The 18,171-nt window shown below is 67.1% G+C and carries 18 protein-coding genes; 11 read left to right on the top strand and 7 right to left on the bottom strand.

What is annotated here, in order from left to right; translation table 11 throughout:
• Position 1: 1 nt before the first annotated feature.
• Together JX001_RS01905 and JX001_RS01900 are read left to right on the top strand one after the other, a co-directional pair.
• The gene (locus tag JX001_RS01905; RefSeq protein ID WP_205682059.1) at positions 2-436 is read left to right on the top strand and encodes a DUF1178 family protein; all 435 of its coding nucleotides are present in this window, start codon (positions 2-4) and stop codon (positions 434-436) included.
• Positions 436-933: a GNAT family N-acetyltransferase gene (locus JX001_RS01900; RefSeq protein ID WP_205682058.1), complete on the top strand. Its 498-nt coding sequence runs from the start codon at positions 436-438 to the stop codon at positions 931-933. Before JX001_RS01905 ends, JX001_RS01900 begins: the two co-directional genes overlap by 1 nt.
• Here the strand turns inward: JX001_RS01900 and JX001_RS01895 are convergent.
• Complete coding sequence (locus JX001_RS01895; protein WP_205682057.1) at positions 930-1,235, bottom strand: UrcA family protein; 306 nt, start codon at positions 1,233-1,235, stop codon at positions 930-932. The two genes, JX001_RS01900 and JX001_RS01895, sit on opposite strands and share 4 nt — an antisense overlap.
• Positions 1,236-1,468: 233 nt before the next feature.
• Here JX001_RS01895 and typA point away from each other — a divergent pair, with 233 nt between their 5' ends.
• The 6 genes from typA to JX001_RS01865 all read left to right on the top strand — a co-directional run bounded on the left by typA (position 1,469) and on the right by JX001_RS01865 (position 9,835).
• Complete coding sequence (gene typA, locus JX001_RS01890; protein WP_205682056.1) at positions 1,469-3,301, top strand: translational GTPase TypA; 1,833 nt, start codon at positions 1,469-1,471, stop codon at positions 3,299-3,301.
• Between the two features lie 51 nt (positions 3,302-3,352).
• On the top strand, positions 3,353-6,058 hold the full coding sequence (gene glnD / locus JX001_RS01885; protein ID WP_205682055.1) for a [protein-PII] uridylyltransferase: 2,706 nt from the start codon (positions 3,353-3,355) through the stop codon (positions 6,056-6,058).
• Between the two features lie 36 nt (positions 6,059-6,094).
• Entirely contained in the window at positions 6,095-7,690 is a 1,596-nt protein-coding gene (gene murJ / locus JX001_RS01880) for a murein biosynthesis integral membrane protein MurJ (RefSeq protein WP_205682054.1), read from the top strand.
• Between the two features lie 125 nt (positions 7,691-7,815).
• Positions 7,816-8,859, top strand: a complete 1,044-nt coding sequence (gene trpS / locus JX001_RS01875; RefSeq protein ID WP_205682053.1) for a tryptophan--tRNA ligase — start codon at positions 7,816-7,818, stop codon at positions 8,857-8,859.
• Positions 8,859-9,323 (top strand): OsmC family protein, encoded by a 465-nt coding sequence (locus tag JX001_RS01870; RefSeq protein WP_205682052.1) that lies wholly within the window; start codon positions 8,859-8,861, stop codon positions 9,321-9,323. Before trpS ends, JX001_RS01870 begins: the two co-directional genes overlap by 1 nt.
• A 74-nt stretch (positions 9,324-9,397) precedes the next feature.
• Entirely contained in the window at positions 9,398-9,835 is a 438-nt protein-coding gene (locus tag JX001_RS01865) for an NINE protein (protein ID WP_205682051.1), read from the top strand.
• A 3-nt stretch (positions 9,836-9,838) separates the two neighbouring features.
• Here the strand turns inward: JX001_RS01865 and JX001_RS01860 are convergent, their stop codons facing one another.
• Genes JX001_RS01860 through JX001_RS01840 form a run of 5 tightly spaced genes read right to left on the bottom strand, consistent with a single transcriptional unit; the run spans position 9,839 to position 13,058 of the window.
• The gene (locus JX001_RS01860) at positions 9,839-10,771 is read right to left on the bottom strand and encodes an NAD(P)/FAD-dependent oxidoreductase (RefSeq protein ID WP_241004712.1); all 933 of its coding nucleotides are present in this window, start codon (positions 10,769-10,771) and stop codon (positions 9,839-9,841) included.
• The gene (locus JX001_RS01855; protein WP_205682050.1) at positions 10,749-11,228 is read right to left on the bottom strand and encodes an Rrf2 family transcriptional regulator; all 480 of its coding nucleotides are present in this window, start codon (positions 11,226-11,228) and stop codon (positions 10,749-10,751) included. The genes JX001_RS01860 and JX001_RS01855 overlap by 23 nt, the downstream gene beginning before the upstream one ends.
• A gap of 58 nt (positions 11,229-11,286) precedes the next feature.
• Positions 11,287-12,036 (bottom strand): dienelactone hydrolase family protein, encoded by a 750-nt coding sequence (locus tag JX001_RS01850; protein ID WP_205682049.1) that lies wholly within the window; start codon positions 12,034-12,036, stop codon positions 11,287-11,289.
• Between the two features lie 52 nt (positions 12,037-12,088).
• Positions 12,089-12,727, bottom strand: coding sequence for an alpha-ketoglutarate-dependent dioxygenase AlkB (locus tag JX001_RS01845; protein ID WP_205682048.1), 639 nt, complete (start codon positions 12,725-12,727; stop codon positions 12,089-12,091).
• Positions 12,690-13,058 carry a hypothetical protein gene (locus JX001_RS01840; protein WP_055755085.1) on the bottom strand — a complete coding sequence of 123 codons (369 nt, stop codon included), beginning with the start codon at positions 13,056-13,058 and terminating at the stop codon, positions 12,690-12,692. The genes JX001_RS01845 and JX001_RS01840 overlap by 38 nt, the downstream gene beginning before the upstream one ends.
• Positions 13,059-13,348: 290 nt before the next feature.
• Between JX001_RS01840 and dnaK the strand changes: the two genes are divergently transcribed.
• The 3 genes from dnaK to dapB all read left to right on the top strand — a co-directional run bounded on the left by dnaK (position 13,349) and on the right by dapB (position 17,380).
• Positions 13,349-15,256 carry a molecular chaperone DnaK gene (dnaK, locus tag JX001_RS01835; RefSeq protein ID WP_205682047.1) on the top strand — a complete coding sequence of 636 codons (1,908 nt, stop codon included), beginning with the start codon at positions 13,349-13,351 and terminating at the stop codon, positions 15,254-15,256.
• Between the two features lie 175 nt (positions 15,257-15,431).
• Positions 15,432-16,634, top strand: coding sequence for a molecular chaperone DnaJ (dnaJ, locus tag JX001_RS01830; protein ID WP_205682046.1), 1,203 nt, complete (start codon positions 15,432-15,434; stop codon positions 16,632-16,634).
• Positions 16,631-17,380 (top strand): 4-hydroxy-tetrahydrodipicolinate reductase, encoded by a 750-nt coding sequence (dapB, locus tag JX001_RS01825; protein WP_205682045.1) that lies wholly within the window; start codon positions 16,631-16,633, stop codon positions 17,378-17,380. The genes dnaJ and dapB overlap by 4 nt, the downstream gene beginning before the upstream one ends.
• A 68-nt stretch (positions 17,381-17,448) precedes the next feature.
• Here the strand turns inward: dapB and dnaQ are convergent, their stop codons facing one another.
• Positions 17,449-18,171: a DNA polymerase III subunit epsilon gene (gene dnaQ, locus JX001_RS01820; protein ID WP_205682044.1), complete on the bottom strand. Its 723-nt coding sequence runs from the start codon at positions 18,169-18,171 to the stop codon at positions 17,449-17,451.

Raw genomic sequence — 18,171 nt, 5'->3', positions numbered from 1 at the left:
CATGATCCGCTACGCCCTGAAATGCGACCAGGCCCACGCCTTCGAAGCCTGGTTCGGCTCCTCGACCGACTATGACGATCAGGCGGCGCGGGGGCTGGTGGAATGCCCGTTCTGCGGTTCGCACGCGGTCGAAAAGGCGATCATGGCCCCGGCCGTCAGCGGCGCCCGCAGGGCCGATCCCGCCTCTGACGTCGCCGCCAAGATGCAGACGATGATGATGGCCGCCGCCCGCGAGGTCCGCGCCCATGTCGAGGCCAACTTCGACTACGTCGGCGACACCTTCGCCCGCGAGGCGCGCGACATCCACGAGGGCCGATCCGAGAAGCGCGAAATCTATGGCGAGGCCACGCCCGCAGAGGTCAAGAAGCTGAAGGACGACGGCGTTCCGGTTTCCGCCCTGCCTGACGCGCCGCCAGACCCGTCCAGGGTGAACTGATGACCCTGCAATGGCGGCCTATGCGGCCGACGGACATCGATGCGGTGGTGGAGGTGGCGCGGCTGTCGTTTCCCGACCACTTCGAGGATCGAGCCTGTTTTCAAAACCGGCTGGCGCTGTATCCGCGCGGGTGTTTCGTGCTGGCGGACGGTGGCGGACCGGCGCGCGGCTATCTGATCGCCTATCCGTGGAAGGCCGAGAGCGCGCCGCCGCTGAACACAGTGATCGAAGGCCTGCCGCCCCAGCCGGACCTGATCTATCTGCACGATCTGGCTCTGCACCCCGAGGCGCGGGGCGGGGGCGTGACCGGCGCCATCGTCGAGCGGCTGGCCGAACAGGCGATGCAAGACGGATGGCCCGCCGTCGCCCTGGTCGCGGTCAATGACGCCGTCGGCTTCTGGTCTCGACACGGTTTCGTCGAGCAACCCGCCGAGGCCATGGCGGCTAAACTTGCCAGCTACGGCGCCGACGCCCGCTATATGCTGCGACCGCTCTAGCGCCGATTAAGCGCGGTCTGGCCGCCCGCGCGCACAAAATGGATGCGCTGAGGGCGGGGCAGGGCGACATAGGCCCGGCGTCTCATTTCACGCTCGCAGACCCTGGCGTCGCCAAGGCTGTCGGGTGTCAGGACGGCGCGATGGACGGCGCACCAGTCACGGCTGGCGGCGCGGATGCGGCCGGCCAGGATCATGGCCTCGCCGGGTCGGGCCATGTTCAGCCCCTCGGCATCCACATGCATGTCCGGCGCCTGGCCCGCGCCCAAGGCGGCGGCAAGCGCGGCTGCGATCATCAAACCCATCGTCATCTCCCCTTCGGAATGGGCCTGCGTCAGGCCCGTCGTGGGAAGGAGGCGTCCGTCAGCGGCGTCGGATGCGGCGTCGGGGATGAAATATCGGTAAGGCCGCGATCAGCGCGGCGAACGCCCGCTCTGGTCTTTCTGTCCACATGCCTGTAAGAGGCGCGCGCCTCCCGCATGCCTTTTCATGACCAGCGGCCGCCCGTATGCCGGCCGCGCCTTTTCGCGATACTCAAATGAACCTGCGCAACGTCGCCATCATCGCCCACGTCGACCACGGCAAGACGACCCTGGTGGACCAACTGCTCGCCCAATCCGGCGTCTTCCGAGCCAACGAGGCGCAGACCGAGCGCGCGATGGACTCCAACGACCAGGAAAAAGAGCGCGGCATCACCATCCTAGCCAAGTGCACCTCGGTGCTCTGGAACGGCAAGGCGGGTGAAACCCGCATCAACATCATCGACACCCCCGGCCACGCCGACTTCGGCGGCGAGGTCGAGCGCATCCTGGGCATGGTGGACGGCTGCGTCATCCTGGTGGACGCCGAAGAGGGCGTCATGCCCCAGACCAAGTTCGTGCTGACCAAGGCGCTGAAGATGGGCCTGCGCCCGATCCTGTGCATCAACAAGGTCGACCGCGCCCACGCTGATCCCGACCGCGTCCACAACGAGACCTTCGACCTGTTCGCCGCCATCGGCGCGACGGACGAGCAGCTGGACTTCCCGCACATCTACGCCTCGGGCCGCAACGGCTGGGCGACGCTGGACCTGAACCAGCCCAACGACAATCTGGCCCCGCTGTTCGACCTGATCGTCGATCACGTCCCGCCGCCCGCCGTCCAGGCCAACCGCGACAAGCCCTTCCGCATGCTGGACGTGCTGATCGAAAGCGATCCGTTCCTGGGCCGTCTGCTGACCGGCCGCATCGAGAGCGGCAAGGCCGTTCCCGGCATGGCGATCCACGCTCTGGACCGTGAAGGCAAGGAAATCGAACGCGGCCGCATCACCAAGGTGCTGGCCTTCCGCGGCCTGAAGCGTCAGGCCCTGGACGAGGGTTCGGAAGCGGGCGACATCGTCGCCATCGCCGGCATGTCCAAGGCGACTGTCGCCGACACACTGTGCGCCATGGAAGTGACCGAGCCTCTGCCCGCCCAGCCGATCGACCCGCCGACCATCTCCATGACCGTCTCGGTCAACGACAGCCCCCTGGCCGGTCGCGAAGGCGACAAGGTGCAGTCGCGCGTCATCCGCGACCGCCTGCTGAAGGAGGCCGAGGCCAATGTCGCCATCCGCGTCACCACGACCGAAGGCGGCGACGCCTATGAGGTCGCCGGTCGCGGCGAACTGCAACTGGGCGTTCTGATCGAGAACATGCGCCGCGAAGGCTTCGAGGTCTCGATCTCGCGTCCGCGCGTGGTGTTCCAGACCGGCGAGAACGGCGAGAAGCTGGAGCCGATCGAGGACGTCATGATCGACGTGGACGACGAATTCTCGGGCATCGTCATCGAAAAGTTGTCGGCCCGTAAGGCCGAAATGACCGACATGGGGCCGTCGGGCGCCGGCAAGACCCGCATCCAGCTGAAGGCGCCGTCGCGTTCGCTGATCGGCTATCAGGGCGAGTTCCTGACCGACACGCGCGGTTCGGGCGTGCTGAACCGCGTGTTCAGCCACTACGAGCCGCACAAGGGCGCCATCGCCGGCCGTCTGAAGGGCGTGCTGATCTCGAACTCTGACGGTGAAACGGCGGCCTTCGCCCTGTGGAACCTGGAAGACCGCGGCATCATGTTCGTCGGCGCCGGCGAAAAGACCTATCAGGGCATGATCATCGGCGAGAACGCGCGCTGGGACGACCTGGATGTCAACCCGATCAAGGGCAAGCAGCTGACCAACGTCCGCGCCGCCGGCAAGGACGAGGCCGTTCGCCTGACGCCGCCGCGCCAGATGTCGCTGGAACAGGCCATCGCCTATATCGACGACGACGAGCTGGTCGAAGTGACGCCGAAGTCCATCCGCCTGCGCAAGCAGACGCTGAACCCGTCGTTCCGCAAGAAGCGCGTTCGCCCGGAGTAGTCAGCAATCCCTGACTGACGTGCGGTGGGATGCGGCCTATAGACGGCTGACATGAACGCCTCGCCCAGTCTGGATGACCGCCTTGACGAGGCCGCCCGCGCGGAAGACCCGCGCGCGGCGGTCTCTGTCGTTTTGCGCGAGACCTATGACGCCGCCCGAGCCCGGGCGGAGCGCAAGCTGGACGGCGGCATGAAGGGCCGCGACGTGGCGCGTCTGTACGCCGCCGCCGCCGACGAGATGCTGGCCGGCCTGTGGCGGGTGGCGACCCAGACGCTGTGGCCGACCTCGCCGGTCGAGGCCGAGCGGCTGACCCTGGTTGCGGTCGGGGGCTACGGCCGGGGCGTGCTGGCGCCCCATTCCGATCTGGACCTGCTGTTCCTGAGATCGTCCAAGGCGACGCCGCGCGGCGAGCAGGTGATCCAGTTCGTCCTCTATGTGCTGTGGGACCTGGGGGCCAAGGTCGGGTCGGCGGTGCGCTCGGTCGAAGAGTGTCTGAGCCTGTCGCGGACAGACATGACGGTGCGGACGACTCTGCTGGAGGCGCGTCCGCTGGCGGGGGACGAGGCGCTGGCCCAGCTGATGATCGGCCGGTTTCGCGACATGGTGTCGAAATCCGACCCGCGCCCATTCATCGCCGCCAAGTTGGAGGAGCGGGCCGCCCGGCACGAAAAGGCCGGCTCGACCCGCTACAAGGTCGAACCCAACGTCAAGGACGGCAAGGGGGGCTTGCGCGACCTGAACACCCTGTACTGGATCGCGAGGTCACTGGCGCCCGAAAGCCGGCTGGGCGCGACGGTGATGGACGAACTGTTCACCCCGCGCGAGCGACGGACGTCGGACGAGGCGTTCGACTTCCTGTGGCGGGTCCGCATCCATCTGCATCTGATCGCGGGCCGGGCCGAAGAGAAGCTGACGTTCGACATGCAGCCCGAGGTGGCCCGGCGCATGGGCTGGCGCGGGCGCGGCGACGAACCGGCGGTCGAGCGGTTCATGCGGCGATACTTTCTGGTGGCCCGCGACGTCGGCGCCCTGACGCGCGCCATGTCGGCCAAGCTGGAGGCGCGCCACCAGAAGACGGCGCACGGCCTGTCGCGTCTGATGGCGCCGTTCCGGCCCGCCCCGCGGCGCAAGCTGGAGGTCGAGGGGTTCTGGATCGACCAGGGCCGGTTGTCAGTCGAGGGGCCGGAGGTGTTCGCCGCCGATCCGGTCAAGCTGCTGACCCTTTTCGTCTGCGCCGACAAGCACGACCTGGACCTGCATCCGGACGCCTTTTCGGCGGTGACGCGCTCGCTGTCGCTGGTGACGCCCCGGCTGAGGCGCGATCCGGCGGCGACGCGGGCGTTCCTGGACGTTCTGGCGCACGGGCAGCGGCCCTATCGCGTCCTGACCATCATGAACGAGACGGGTTTACTGGGCCGGTTCCTGCCTGAATGGGGGCGGATCGTCGGCCAGACCCAGTTCAACATGTACCACGCCTATACGGTCGACGAGCACACGCTGCAGGCCATCGGCATCATCAACGACATCGCTCGCGGCAAGCTGAAGACCGATCACCCGATGGCCAGCGAGATCGTGCACCTGATCTCGGACATGGAAGCCCTGATGCTGGGCATGCTGCTGCATGACGTCGGCAAGGGCGGCGAGCGGGGGCAGTTGGAGGACGGCGCCATCGCCGCGCGTCGTGCGTGCGAGCGGTTGGGCGTCGATCCGCGCCGGATCGAACTGGTCGTCTGGCTGGTGCGCAGCCATCTGGCGCTGTCGGACTATGCCCAGAAGCGCGACCTGTCGGACCCGGCGACCATCCGCGCCTTCGCCGAACTGGTCGGCGATCCCGAGCGACTGCGGATGCTGCTGGTTCTGACCGTCGCCGATATCCGGGCCGTGGGGCCGGGGGTGTGGAACGGCTGGAAGGGTCAGCTGATGCGCACCCTTTACAACCAGGTCGCCGCCTTGTTCCGGGGCGAGGACGTGACGCGCGAGGATCCGCTGGCGGCGCATCCGGCCCTGGTCCAGCGGGCGCGCGAGACGGGCGCGGCGGCGGAGAGCGCGCCCACCGCGCCGGTGCAGGGGCTGGCGGTGCAGACCACCGAAATCTCCATCGCAGCGGCCGACCGGCCGGGCCTGTTCGCCGATCTGGCCCAGACCATGGCCGCGCTTGGGGCCGACGTGACCGACGCCCGCGTGGCGACCGAGGACGGCGTCGTCCTGGACGTGTTTCGTGTTCAGGACGGAGCGGGCCTGCCCTATGGCCAGGCTGAACCGCGTCGCCTGAAGGCCCTGGTCGAGGCGCTGGAAAAGGCCGCGCGGGGCGAGGGCCGCATCGGCCAGGCGCCCGATCCGACCGGCAATGCGCGAAAGGCGGCCTTTGAAGTCCGGCCCGTGGTCATGGTCGATCACCACGCCAGCGAGGTCGCCACGGTAGTCGAGGTGTCCTGCGCCGACCGGCCGGGGCTGCTGGCGGACCTGTCGCGGGTGTTCAACGACGAAGGCCTGAGCATCCGCTCCGCCCACGTCGCCAGCTATGGCGAGCGGGCGGTGGACAGTTTCTACGTCGTGGATCGCAAGGGGCGGAAGATCACCTCGGAACAGCGGATCGCCGAACTGCGCACCGCGCTTGAGGCCGTGCTGGACAGCCGCGCGCCCGCGCCCGCCGGACGCAAGGTCGCCTCGGCCCGCGCCAGCGCGCGCGACGTGTCCGACCTGGGCCGCCGCAGCCCGCGCGCAAAGCCCGTATCGCCCGGCGAACAAGCGCGCTAAGCGACAACCTTCCTCCGCGCCCTGTCGAATGTCCGCATGAGCCTCGCCCGAAACACCCTGGTGCAGTCGACCCTGACGCTGGGCAGTCGAATTCTCGGCTTCGTGCGCGACATGGCGCTGGCGGCGCGCTTCGGCCAGGGACCGATGATGGACGCCTTCACCACGGCGTTGATGCTGCCCAACATGTTCCGCCGCCTGTTCGCCGAGGGCGCCTTCGCCCAGGCCTTCGTGCCGTTCTATGGCGGGGTTCGGGCGCGCGAGGGCGAGGAAGCCGCCGCCGTCACGGCGTCCGAGGCGCTCAGCTTCATGCTGGCGGTGGTCGCCGGCTTCTGCATCCTGCTGCAGGTCGTGATGCCGTGGATCATGCCGTGGCTGCTGTCGGCCTATCAGGGTCAGGCCGAGGTGCTGCGCGCCGCCGTGATCGCGACCCAACTGGCCATGCCTTATCTGGCCTGTATGACCGTGGCCTCGCTGCTGTCGGGCGTGTTGAACACGGGCGGTCGGTTCGCCCTGTCGGCGGCCGTGCCGGTGTTTCTGAACCTGTGCACCCTGGCCGCCCTGATGCCGCCGCTGATCCTGCCGATCCCGCAGGAGACGGTGCTGTTGATGGTGACGGCGGCGGTGACGGTGTCGGGCCTGATCCAGGCTGGTCTCTTGTGGTGGGGCGTGCGGCGTCTGGGCGTTCGGCTGAAGATCGGCCTGCCGCGCATCACGCCGAACGTGCGTCACACCCTGGCGCTGGCCGTGCCCGGCGCCCTGGCGGGCGGGGCGCTGCAGATCAACTCTCTCGTGTCGCAGTTCCTGACCGGGTCGGACGAGGGCGCGCGCTCGGTGCTCTATAACGCCGACCGCCTGTATCAACTGCCGCTGGGCCTGGTGGGGGTCGCCATCGGCCTGGCCCTGGTGCCGCGCCTGACCAAGGCATTCGTCGACGGGGATCACGAGGGCGGGCAGAAGACGCTGGACGACGGCATCAACTTGGCCATGGCCTTCACCCTGCCGGCGGCGGTTGCCCTGTTCGTCATTCCCTTCTTCATCATCGACGCGACGGTGACGCGGGGCGCCTTCACCTCGGCCGACGCCGCCCGCACCGCCGATGTGCTGCGTCAGTTCGCCTGGGGCGTGCCGGCCTTCGTCTTGGCCAAGGTTCTGACTCCACCCTTTTTCGCGCGCCAGGACACGCGCCGTCCGATGATCTTCGCCGTGGCCAGCGTGGTCATCACCGTCATCCTGGGCTCGGCTCTGTTCTTCTGGTTCCGCAGTCAGGGTTGGGACGGGGTGCTGGGCCTGGCCATCGCCACCAGCACCTCAGCCTGGGTCAATGTCGCCCTGTTGGGCGGGATCCTGATCCGCGAGAACAGCTGGCGGCCGTCGCCGGCCTTTTTGTCGCGCATCGCGCGCGTCATCGCCGCCAGCGCCATGATGGCCGCCCTGCTGTTCGCCGCCGATGTCTTCTATCCGCAGCTTAGCCGCCTGTTCCTGGCCAAGGAGATCGCCGTCCTGGTGGTCTGCGGCGCCGGAGCCGGGCTTTACGGCTTCTGCCTGCTGGCGTTCCGGGCCGTCACGATCTCGGAACTGAAGGCTACGCTGAGGCGCGAGCCCGGCGGCGGCGCGGTCTCCGGTCTGGACTGACAGGCGGCGAACCGATAAGCGCGAGGCCATGACGACCTCGGGCCTGATCCATGACCTGCGATGGCGCGGCTGAGCCGCCGCCTGCCTCGCCACGCCTGCCTTTCGACCTTCCGAGACCCGATCCCATGACCGACCAAACCCCCGCCGTTGCGACCTATGACGGCCCGCGCCGCATCCTGTCCGGCATCCAGGCCTCAGGCGCGCTGCACCTGGGCAACTATCTCGGCGCCCTGAAGCGGTTCGTGGAACTGCAGGACCAGGGCGCGCCGGTCTATGTCTTTGTCGCCGACATGCATGCCATCACCGTGTGGCAGGATCCCGCCAAACTGACCGCCCAGACGCGCGAGATCGCCGCCGCCTATCTGGCCTCGGGGCTGGACCCGGAAAAGGCGATCATCTTCCCGCAATCGGCCGTGCGCGCCCATGCGGAGCTGGCCTGGATCTTCAACTGCGTCGCCCGCCTCGGCTGGCTCGACCGGATGACCCAGTTCAAGGAGAAGTCGGGCAAGCACAAGGAACGCTCCTCGGTCGGCCTCTACACCTATCCCGTGCTCCAGGCGGCCGACATCCTGCTGTACAAGGCCACCGAAGTGCCGGTCGGCGAGGACCAGAAGCAGCATCTGGAGCTGACCCGCGACATCGCCGCCAAGTTCAACAACGACTTCGGCGTTCCTGGCTTCTTCCCCGTGCCTGAGCCGATCATCCAGGGACCGGCGACCCGCGTCATGTCCCTGCGCGACGGGGCGGCCAAGATGTCCAAGTCGGACCCGTCCGACAACAGCCGCATCAACCTGACCGACGACGCCGACACGATCGCCTCCAAGATCAAGAAGGCCAAGACCGATCCCGAGCCGTTGCCGGAAACCCTGGAGGGCCTGAACGAACGGCCCGAGGCCAAGAATTTGGTCGCCATCTATGCGGCGTTGGCTGGCCTGACCCGCGAACAGGTGATCGCACAGTTCGGCGGCCAGGGCTTCGGCGCCTTCAAGCCCGCGCTGGCGGATCTGGCGGTGTCGTCGCTAGCGCCCGTGACGGCCGAGATGCGCCGTCTGATGGACGATCCGGCCGAGATCGACCGTGTGCTGAAGGCCGGCGCCGAAAGCGCCGCCGAGGTCGCCGATCCCGTGGTGGACGAGGTCAAGAAGATCGTCGGCTTCTGGAGGGCGTAATGGGCGTCTATGAAGCCAAGGTCGTCTGGACCCGCGGCGACCAGCAGTTTCTGGATAAAGGCTACAGCCGCGCCCATTCCTGGAGCTTCGACGGCGGGGCGGTGGTGCCGGGGTCGTCGGCGCCCTCCAGCGTGCCCGTGCCGATGTCCGATCCGGCCGGGGTCGATCCGGAAGAGGCGATGATCGCCTCCCTGTCCAGCTGCCACATGCTGTGGTTCCTCGCCTTCGCCGCCAACGCCGGCCTGGTGGTCGATACCTACGTCGACGAGGCGTCGGGCAAGATGGGCAAGGTCGAGAACGGCAAGCGCTACCTCGCCGAGGTGACGCTACGCCCCTTCACCAGCTTCACCGGCCGCGAACCTGATCAGGCCGAGATCGACGCCCTGCATCACCAGGCGCACGACCATTGCGAAATGGCCCATTCGGTCCGCGCGACCATCACGGTCGAGGCGACAATCGGCTGACCCTGATACAAAGCTGGAGCGCCTTGACTCTACCCGCGTCGGTTGAGAAGGACACTTCCTTAGGGGGAAGTAAAATGTCCAATCAAAGCGGCCTGAGCGCCGACACTCAAGCCTTGATGGCGTTCGAAGCCAACAAGAAGTCTGCTGGCGTCGCCTATCTGCTCTGGTTCTTCACCGGGAGCGTCGGCGGGCATCGGTTCTACCTTGGCCGCACAGGGTCCGCCGTGGCCCAACTCACTCTCTGTTTGACCGGCATATTGCTCGCTTTGGTGATCGTCGGCTTCTTCTTGATTGGGGTTCTGGCTGTTTGGCTGCTGATCGATCTATTCACCATCGGCGGCATGGTCGAGGAACAAAATCGAAAGCTGATGGACCGCCTCAATGTGGGTGCGAAGCCCCAAGAGTCCGTCGTCGATGAGCTGGCCAAGTTTGCGACGTTGCGGGATAGCGGCGCCATTTCGCAGGACGAATACGAAGCGCAGAAGCGACGCCTCATTGGCGCCCCGGTCTAACGCCTATCGCGCCTCCTCCTCGATCAGGGAGCGGAATAGGCCGTGGGCGGCGATCATGCCGTCCGAGGTCGCCAGGGTGATGTTGGAGGCGGCGCGCGCCAGGTCGCCGGCGGCGAAGACGCCCGGCTGGGTCGTCTGCTGCATGGCGTCCACCTTGATCACTCGCCCCATCGGGGTGTCGGTCATCTCGCAGCCCAACCGCTCGGCGAACGGGCTGGCGACGCGCACATTGGCGCCGACGAAGATGGCCTTCAGGTCGACGAACCGTCCATCGGTCAGCCGCGCGCCGCTCAGGTCCGGCGCCTCGCCCTCCAGCCGCGCGATGGGCGTGGCCTCGATGGTGACCCCGCGTCGATCCAGCAGATGGGCGTCCTCGGGCGACAGGCCGACGTCCAGATCCATAAAGAGGGTGACCTGGCCCCATTCGGCGACCGTGGCCGCATACTGGACTGCGTGATCGCCACGCCCCAGCACGCCGATGGGGCCGCCGCCGATCTCATAGCCGTGGCACCAGGGACAGTGCAGGGCGGTGCGTCCCCAGCGTTCCTTCACCCCCGGGATGTCGGCCAGCACGTCCTCGACCCCGTGCGACAGCAGCAGCCGGCGACCGCGCGTACGTGTGCCGTCAGCGAAGGCGAGCGAGAATCCGCCATCGATCCGTTCGACCTCGACCGCCTCCGCCATGCGGAAGGCGGCGGTGGGATAGGCCGCGACCTGGGCTCGAGCCGACGCCGTGATCTCAGCGCCGGGCTTTCCGTCATTGGTCAGGACGCCATGGGCGCGAGCGGCGAACCGATTGCGCGGCCGCCCGTCGTCGATGACCAGAACGCGGCGGCGCGCGCGGACCAGCTGCATGGCTGCGGATAGGCCGGCATAGGAGCCGCCGATGATCAGGGCGTCGTGCGGCATGACGTCAGGACTTTCGAGCGTGGGCATGCAGGAGGTCTCTCTTGGGATGTTCGGCCATGCGGCGCGAGAAATCCGCCGCCAGATCGGCCAGGGTTATGTCGTTCAGGCGCGCGATCAGCAGGGCGCGGGCGGCGGCGTAGGTCTCGGCCAGGGCGTCGTTGACCGCCGCCTCGACCAGGCAGCCGTCGGCCTCGATGGGCGGAGCGGCCGGAAACAGATCCGCGCCGCCGAGGGCCGTGTTCACCTGGCCCAGGGTGACCTGATCCAGCGGTCGCGACAGACGCCAGCCGCCGCCATGCCCCTTCTCCGACGCCACCAATCCCTGCTCGCGCAGGCCGGCCATGGTTCGGCGCACCACCACGGGATTGGTCGAAAGACAGACCGCCAGCTGGTCCGAGGTCATGGGCGAGCCGGTGCGTGTCTCATGCTCGGCCATGTGCAGCAGAGCGTGGAGAATGTTGGACAGGCGGGAATCCCTTTTCATGTAACTGCAATTGTTACGTGATGGGTCGCCCGTCAATAGCACGGGTGAGTTTTCTTTTTCAGCTGTGTGGGACCGCGTCGGTCAGGAAGGCGCCGAAACGGCGCAGGGCCTCGACTGTCAGTTCCGGATCGTGGCGCATCGGACCGTTGTTGGTGGGTTCGTCGAAGGCGTGGGTGCCCCCGGCGATCCAGCTTTCGACCTCGGAGCCGCAGTTGCGGATCATGGCGTTGACCTGTTCGGCGTTGCGCACAGTGGTCAGGTGGTCGCGCTTGCAGGTGACGGCCAGAACGCGCGGGCAATGCCGCCAGGGCTTCAACCGGTTGAAGGCGAACGGGCCGATGTAGGGGTAGGCCAGCCAAACCGCCTTGACGCCGGACAGGCTGGCCTCGGCGGGATCGATCACGCCAAAGGCGCCGGGCGTCGGCGCGCCGCTCATCATCTCCATGATCGACCAGCCGCCGTGGCTCCAGCCGGCCAGGGCCAGCTTCGTCGCGTCGACATCGGGGCGGGCCGAAACGCCCTGGATCGCCGCCAGGAGGTCGCCCACCCGCTCATAGCCCCGGAACGACAGGCCCGTGCAGACCGCCGCCAGGGTGAAGGCCCGGCCCCAGCCGCGCGGGCCGTAGGAATCGACGATGAAGGCGCGCCAGCCCGCCGCCTTGGCGACCTCGGCATAGCGGGGCAGGTGATCGCGTAGGCCGCCGCAGCCGTGGAACATCAGCACGGCAGGACGGGGCCGGTCGTCGTCGGGGCCTACGACGGTGATGTGGGGTTCGAGGCGGGCCCAGCGGCGCTTCAGATCATCCATTCCCGATTTACGCCGCAGCTTGTCGTCGAAAGCCAGTCCAAAAATCCGGTGCTCAACCGGCGCAGCGCAGCGTCAGGTTCAGCCGGCCGCCGCCGGGGATCAGGCGCGACGATCCGGCCTGAACGCGGTTGACGCCATGACGGGCCAGGCGGGCGGGTCCGGTCAGGGCGCAGACGTCGCCGCTGTCCAGTCTCAGCGTCGTGGTGCGTCCGCCCTCCGCCGCGCCGATGCGGAACGTCGCCGTGTCTCCGAGGGATACCGACAGAACGGGCGCGCCGAGGTCGGCCTCGTCCTTGTCCTGGTGCAGGCCCATCTTCGCCGCATCGCGATACAGATTGACCAGACAGGCGTCCGGCGGCGTGGGCCAGCCGACCGTGGCGTCCCACAGGTTGAGCAGCACGGTCGGGATCGCGGGCCAGGGTCGCCCGGTCTCGGGATGGATCGACTGATAGCGATAGCCGCCCCTGTCGGAGACCCAGCCCAGCGGCCCGAAGTTGCTCATCTGAACCGAGAAGGGCCGACCGCCCGGCGTGGTCGGCCGATAAAGCGGCGCGTCATCCAGTCGGGCGAACACCTCGGCGACCAGATCAGCCTGCGCCGCTGCATTGAGCGCCCCCGGCCAGAGCCGGAAGCCCTCGACGGCGGTCTTCACCTCAACGGGTGTAGGTGTATTCGCTGACCTCACAGACATTGATGCGCGACCGCGTCAGCTCCTGACCGTTGGTGAACTCGGCCTTGAAGTCATAGATGCAGGCGCCCGAGCCGTCATCGATGTTGATGCGCACATCCTGCCCGCTTTCCAGAACGTCCGAGCCCAAGATGTCCTCTTCCCAGTCGTCGCTGCGCGAATCCGACGCGTAGAAGCGCAACATGGTCCAGCCGGTGCGGTTCTTGATGGTGACGTGCCGGTCATAGCCGTCCTTCGACTGCACCATGGGCGTCGCAGCAGGCGGCGCGGCGGCCGCTGCGGAGCCGACAAGAATGGCTGCGGCGACGACGGCCTTGAGCGTGGTCTTGATCATTGTTTCCTCTCCCTTCCTCGATCGCGATCCCCAGAGCGCGATGCAAAATCTTATGCGCCGTAATCGCCGCGCCTGCATCTTCGAATTTCGGCGTTCTTCGAAAGCGTTGAATCGCATAACGCCCTTGCGGGCCGGGGGGATTTTCCCATATCGGGGCCAGCTTCGGAGAAACCCCGCGAAACTTGGGGCTATCCAGCCTGATCCACGCCAACCCAACCGGGGGCGGTCACGCGCGGCGCTTCGTCGAAGGCCGCCGCATCGCCCGCCGAACCAGAGAGACTGAAGAACACATGGCCAAGATTATCGGCATCGACCTGGGCACCACCAACTCGTGCGTCGCCGTCATGGACGGCAAGACGCCGAAGGTGATCGAAAACGCCGAGGGCAACCGCACGACCCCATCGGTCGTGGCGATCCAGGACGGCGCGGAAGTGCTGGTGGGTCAACCCGCCAAGCGCCAGGCCGTCACCAACCCGTCCAACACCTTCTTCGCGATCAAGCGCCTGATCGGCCGCAACTTCGATGATCCCGTCGTCGCCAAGGACAAGGGCATGGTGCCCTATGAGATCGTCAAGGGCCCGAACGGCGACGCCTGGGTGCGCGCCTTCGGCAAGGACTATTCCCCGCAGCAGATTTCGGCCTTCACCCTGACCAAGATGAAGGAAGCGGCCGAGGCCTACCTGGGCGACAAGGTCACCCAGGCCGTGATCACCGTGCCGGCCTACTTCAACGACAGCCAACGTCAGGCGACCAAGGACGCCGGCAAGATCGCCGGCCTGGAAGTGCTGCGCATCATCAACGAGCCGACCGCGGCGGCCCTGGCCTATGGTCTGGAAAAGAACGACGGCCAGAAGATCGCCGTCTATGACCTGGGCGGCGGCACCTTTGACGTCTCGATCCTGGAGATCGGCGACGGCGTGTTCGAGGTGAAGTCGACCAACGGCGACACCTTCCTGGGCGGCGAGGACTTCGACCTGCGTCTGGTCGACTACCTGGCCGACGAGTTCAAGAAGGAACAGTCGGTCGACCTGCGCCAGGACAAGCTGGCCCTGCAGCGCCTGAAGGAAGAGGCCGAAAAGGCCAAGAAGGAGCTGTCGACCACGACCCAGTACGAGGTCAACCTGCCGTTCATCACCATGAACGCCTCGGGTCCGTTGCACCTGAACATCAAGCTGACGCGCGCCAAGCTGGAAAGCCTGGTCGAGGATCTGGTCCAGCGCACGATCGAGCCGTGCAAGAAGGCCCTGGCCGACGCCGGCCTGAAGGCGTCGGACATCGACGAAGTGGTTCTGGTCGGCGGCATGACTCGCATGCCCAAGGTCGTGGAAGCCGTGAAGGCCTTCTTTGGCAAGGAACCGCACAAGGGCGTGAACCCTGACGAAGTCGTGGCCCTGGGCGCCGCCGTTCAGGCCGGTGTTCTGCAAGGCGACGTCAAGGATGTGCTGCTGCTGGACGTGACGCCGCTGACCCTGGGCATCGAAACCCTGGGCGGCGTGTTCACGCCCCTGATCGAGCGCAACACGACGATCCCGACCAAGAAGAGCCAGACCTTCTCGACTGCCGACGACAACCAGTCGGCCGTGACGATCCGGGTCTTCCAGGGCGAGCGTCCGATGGCGTCGGACAACAAGATGCTGGGTCAGTTCGATCTGATGGGCATTCCGCCCGCACCGCGCGGCATGCCGCAGATCGAGGTCGCTTTCGACATCGACGCCAACGGCATCGTCAACGTCTCGGCCAAGGACAAGGCGACCAACAAGGAGCAGTCGATCCGCATCCAGGCGAACGGCGGCCTGTCGGACGCCGACATCGACAAGATGGTCAAGGAAGCCGAAGCCAACGCCGCGACCGACAAGGCCAAGAAGGATCTGGTCGAGGCGCAGAACGCCGCCGACAGCCTGATCCACTCGACCGAGAAGGCCCTGGCCGAACACGGCGACAAGGTCGGCGCGGACGAGAAGACGGCCATCGAGACCGGCCTGGCCGAGCTGAAGACCGCGCGCGAAGGCATGGACCCGGAAGACATCCGCGCCAAGACCAACACCCTGGTCCAGGCCTCGATGAAGCTGGGTGAGGCCATGTACGCCCAGCAGCAGGGCGACGCCGCCGCCGAAGGCCAGCCGGCCGACGACGGCGTGGTCGACGCCGAGTTCGAGGAAGTGTCGGACACGGACGGCGACGACAAGAAGAGCGCCTGATCCGTCACAGGTCGCTGAAATGATACGGCCCCGCTTGTCTTGCGATAGGCGGGGCCTTTTCATGAAACTTGCATCATTGGTCCCGGACCCCATGTCAGCCGGGACATCGATTTCGACCAACGCTCGATAAGAGGCGAGGCGAAAGCGAACGGGGAAGTATGAGGACGAACGCCCGATGGCGCGTGATTATTACGAAGTTCTGGGTGTCGAACGCACGATCGACGCCCCCGGCCTGAAAGCCGCCTACCGTAAGCTGGCCATGGTTCACCACCCCGACCGCAACGGCGGCTCGGAAGAGTCGATGGCCAAGTTCAAGGAGCTGTCTGAGGCCTATACGGTGCTGTCGGACGACAACAAGCGCGCGGCCTATGATCGTTACGGCCATGCGGGCGTGAACGGCGGCGGGGGCGGCAATCCCTTCGGTCAGGGCGGTCAGGGCTTCTCGGACATCAACGACATCTTCTCCCAGGTCTTCGGCGATGCGTTCGGCGACGCGTTCGGCGGACGCCAGGGCCGGGGCCAGCAGGGCGGACCGCGCCGGGGCTCTGACCTGCGCTACGATCTGGAGATCACCCTGGAGCAGGCCTACAAGGGCGAAGACGTCGAGATCGACATCCCCTCCACCATGACCTGTGACACCTGCGACGGGTCGGGCGCCAAGCCGGGCACCAAGCCTGTCACCTGCACCACCTGCCAGGGCGCCGGTCGCGTGCGCCAGGCCAACGGCTTCTTCCAGGTCGAGCGCACCTGCCCCCGTTGCCACGGCCAGGGTCAGATGATCGCCGATCCCTGCACCACCTGCCATGGGCACGGCCAGGTGCGCAAAACCCGCACCCTGAACCTGAAAATCCCCGCCGGCGTGGACGACGGTTCGCGCATCCGTCTGTCGGGCGAGGGCGATGCGGGCCAGCGCGGCGGACCGCGCGGCGATCTGTACGTCTTCATCTCGGTCACGCCGCACGACCTGTTCGAGCGCGACAACCTGGACCTGCTGGTCACCGTGCCCGTGCCGATGACTGTGGCGGCTCTGGGGGGCGAGATCGACGCGCCCTGCCTGGTCTCCACGGCCTGCGACGGCAAGTGCAAGGCCTCCGTCGCCGTGCCGGCCGGCGCCCAGACCGGCAAGACCGTGCGCATCAAGGGCAAGGGCATGCCCCATCTGAACGGCCGCAACCGGGGCGATCTGGTGGTCGAACTGTTCGTCGAGACGCCCACCGATCTGACCGCGCGCCAGCGTGAGTTGCTGGAAGAGCTTGCCCTGTCGTTCGGGGAGGGGCAGAACCCCAGGAATTCCAGCTTTGCCGGAAAGGCGAAGCGTTTCTGGGCCGACATCCTGGGCAATCAGGACGCGGACGGGTCGAAAGAGAACGCGGTTTGAGCGCAATCTTCCACGCCGGCATTTCCGGCTATCGCGGCCGGATGGGGCGTGCGGTCTCTCAGGTTCTGGACGCCCGCGAAGACGTGGTGGTCGCCGCCCGCTTCGATTGGGGCGAAACCGCCGACCTGTCGCTGTGCGACGTGATCATCGACTTCTCGACCCCGGCCGCCTCGGTCGCCCTGGCCCAGAGCGCGGCCGAGCGCGGCGGCCCGGCCCTGGTGATCGGCTCGACTGGCTTCACGGACGAGCAGGAAGCCGACTTGATGAAGGCCGCCGAGAAGGTCGCCATCGTCAAGAGCGGCAACTTCTCTCTGGGCGTCAACATCCTGATCGGCCTTGTCCAGCACGCGGCCCAACGTCTGGACGCCCAGGATTGGGACATCGAGATCACCGAGGCCCACCACCGCCGGAAAGTGGATTCACCGTCGGGCACGGCCCTGATGCTGGGCGAAGCAGCCGCCGAGGGCCGGTTCGCGGATCTGGATGACCTGCGCTCCAAACCCTACGACGGGGTCCAGGGCGAGCGCGAGAGCGGCAAGATCGGTTTTTCCTCCATCCGCGCCGGCGGCATCATCGGCGAGCATACCGTGCTGTTCGCCTCCGAGGACGAGGTTCTGACGCTCAGCCATTCGGCCATCGACCGGTCGCTGTTCGCCCGCGGCGCCGTCGCCGCCGCCGCCTGGGTGCGGACGCGAGGCCCCGGTCTCTATGACATGCAGGACGTGCTGGGCTTCCGGCAGGCTTAAGCCTGGGGCGCTGCGCGTCGCGCTATGTTCGCGACGCGGTCGCTCACGACTTGAGCGCTAAAAAGAGACTAAGCCGCGTCTTCCTGAGTGGGCAGGCCGTAGGCTTCCCACAGTGAGCGGTCCTTCAGCGCCTTGGCGAGGAAGGCGACGTGGGCGGCCTGTTCCTCGGGCGTGGAGCGCGGCGCCAGGGGGCGAGGGCGCTGGCCATAGGCGGCGGTTTCGATGACGCCGCCGGGACCGCGACCGACCGGCGCCGACGACAGGTCCAGCACCCGTTCCTTGCCGCCGCGAAGCTCCAGATAGACCTCGGCCAGCAGACGAGCGTCGATCAGGGCGCCGTGCAGCGTCCGCTCGACCAGCGACACCTTGTAGCGTTTGCACAGGGCGTCCAGCGAGTTGGGCATGCCCGGAAACCGGCTCTGGGCCAGTTTCAGCGTATCGATCCAGCGCGCCTCGCCGGTGATCGGCCGGCCGCACCGCGCATATTCGAAGTCGATGAAGTTGCGGTCAAAGGCGGCGTTGTGGGCGATCATCTGCGCATCGCCGATGAATTCGATCAGGTCGTCGGCGATCTCGGCGAACTTGGGCGCATCCTTGACCTTCTCGTCGGTGATGCCGTGAACCCGGATGGCGTCGGGCGGGATCAGTCGCTCGGGATTGACGAACCGATGGAAGGTGCGGCCCGTCGGCAGCAGGTCCTGGATCTCGATACAGCCGACCTCGATCAACCGGTCGCCCGTCTTGGGGTCGAAGCCGGTGGTTTCCGTATCCAGAACGATCTCGCGCGCCAT

It is taken from the genome of Brevundimonas fontaquae (assembly GCF_017086445.1).
GTDB lineage: Bacteria > Pseudomonadota > Alphaproteobacteria > Caulobacterales > Caulobacteraceae > Brevundimonas > Brevundimonas fontaquae.
Note: the sequence above shows the minus strand (reverse complement) of the source record. Positions and strands in the feature narration are given on the sequence as shown.